A 1,904-nucleotide genomic window follows, 5' to 3' on the forward strand; every position below is an offset into this window, starting at 1 on the left:
AATACTCACCACCGATAAAATCAGAACCAGACCCTTCCTTGCTTTCACAGCTGCCTCGCGGACTTTGCTTCAGAGCAACGAATTAATCTTCACACGGGCAAACAGCAGGGTCAAGTTGTTGGTTTACGACTGCGAACAAGTAACCACAGAAAGAATGGCCCGCCGAGCAATGTAGTAATCACACCAACCGGAAGTTCGGCGGGGGCAATCACCAGTCTGGCAACCGTATCGCAGAGAATTAAGAAACCGCCACCGAACATCAGTGTCGCCGGAATCAGCCAGCGGTGGTCTGTACCAATTAATAAACGACAAATATGTGGCACCATCATGCCGACAAAGCCAATAGGACCACATAAGGCGACGATACCGCCGACGCAAAAGGATGTGGTGAAAAACAATAAATAGCGCACCCGTTTCACAGACACGCCACGGCTGAGGGCAATATCATCACCGGCCATCAACAAATTCAGCTCTCGACTCAGCCATATGATGATGGCACTGGAAAGCGCGATAATCGGTAATAATTGTATCAATTGCTGATAGCCGGTGATGCTCAAGCTTCCCATCAACCAGCGTAGGATTCGAAATGAATCATTGATGTTACTCAGGTACTGTGTGAATAAAATCAGACTGGAAAAAAAGAAGCTTGTGGCAACACCGGTAAGTAACAACGTTTCACCAGAAAACCCGTAACGAAACTGACTAATGCCATAAACAAAACTAATGGCAATAAGTGCACCAAGAAAGGCTCCCAGAGTCACAGCATCAAACCCTAATAGCGAGAAACTCAACCCCAGAAAAACGGTAACGGCTGCACCGAATGAGGCACCACTGGCGACGCCGAGTGTAAAAGGTGTTGCTAACGGATTGTGAAACATGGCTTGAAAGACCATGCCACAGAGAGCGAGACCAGAGCCTGCAATAAATGCAAATAATGTTCTGGGCATACGGATATCAAACAAAATCTGCTGTCTGACAGCTTCGTTTGTAATGTCATTCAAGCCGACAAAGGGCGCTAAAGCCAACAGAGCGATGCTGAACACTGAAATTAATAATAATCTGAATTGTGGTTTTTTCATTGCGGATCTGCCAGTGCGATTGTTCGTCCGCTCCGGGGATGGGGCATAAAAACAAAATCCTGCTGATATAGCGCTTTTAGTCTTTCTTTTTCGAGAAAGCCCTCGCCTGGACCATACCAGAGCGTTTTCCCCTCCTTTAACGCCAGCACATGCCTGTTTGGCTGACCGGCATGATTAATATCATGACTGACCTCTACCACGGTGATGCCAAGTTGTTGATTCAATCGTGAGATTAATTGATGCACTTCTACTTGATGATGGGGATCCAGATAACTGGTTGGTTCATCCAACACCATGATCGGTGTCTGCTGACACAGCGCTGCGGCAATCATCACCCGCTGGCATTCGCCTCCACTCAGCGTATTCATCATTCGATAACGAAACTGATCGGTATTAGTAATCCGTAATGCATCTTCCAGCGCTTCTTGATCATCAGGTGTCCAGTCAGAAAGCGCGGTGTGGTGAGCGTAGCGTGACATTTTGATGAAGTCTTCGACCTCAAAAGGCAGTTGACGACCACTGTTCTGTGGAACATAACTGACAAGCCGCGCGAGTTCACGTTGTGAAAACTGCGCCAAAGCCTTGTCTCTGATATGGATCTTTCCGGAAGTCGAGTCCATGATGCCAATCAGGCTTTTCAGTAGGGTGCTTTTGCCTGATCCGTTTGGACCGACGATCACAAGGTGTTCGCCTTCAGCGAGATCGAACTGAATTTCCTCGAGCAGATGTTTGTGGTGAATTTTGACCGTAAGGCCTTTTACTTCAATCATCCTTGAGCCGATCCGTCCAATTGAGTTGGGGATGTAACATTTGGGCTATTTCCGG

The 1,904-nt window shown here is 47.4% G+C and carries 2 protein-coding genes; both read right to left on the reverse strand.

What is annotated here, in order from left to right; translation table 11 throughout:
• Positions 1–110 precede the first annotated feature (110 nt).
• Complete coding sequence (locus ACTF5U_RS12045; protein ID WP_438971877.1) at positions 111–1,079, reverse strand: FecCD family ABC transporter permease; 969 nt, start codon at positions 1,077–1,079, stop codon at positions 111–113.
• The gene (locus ACTF5U_RS12050) at positions 1,076–1,849 is read right to left on the reverse strand and encodes an ABC transporter ATP-binding protein (protein WP_438971878.1); all 774 of its coding nucleotides are present in this window, start codon (positions 1,847–1,849) and stop codon (positions 1,076–1,078) included. Before ACTF5U_RS12050 ends, ACTF5U_RS12045 begins: the two co-directional genes overlap by 4 nt.
• Positions 1,850–1,904 lie beyond the last annotated feature (55 nt).

It is taken from the genome of Methylophaga sp. (assembly GCF_965655755.1).
Taxonomy (GTDB): domain Bacteria; phylum Pseudomonadota; class Gammaproteobacteria; order Nitrosococcales; family Methylophagaceae; genus Methylophaga.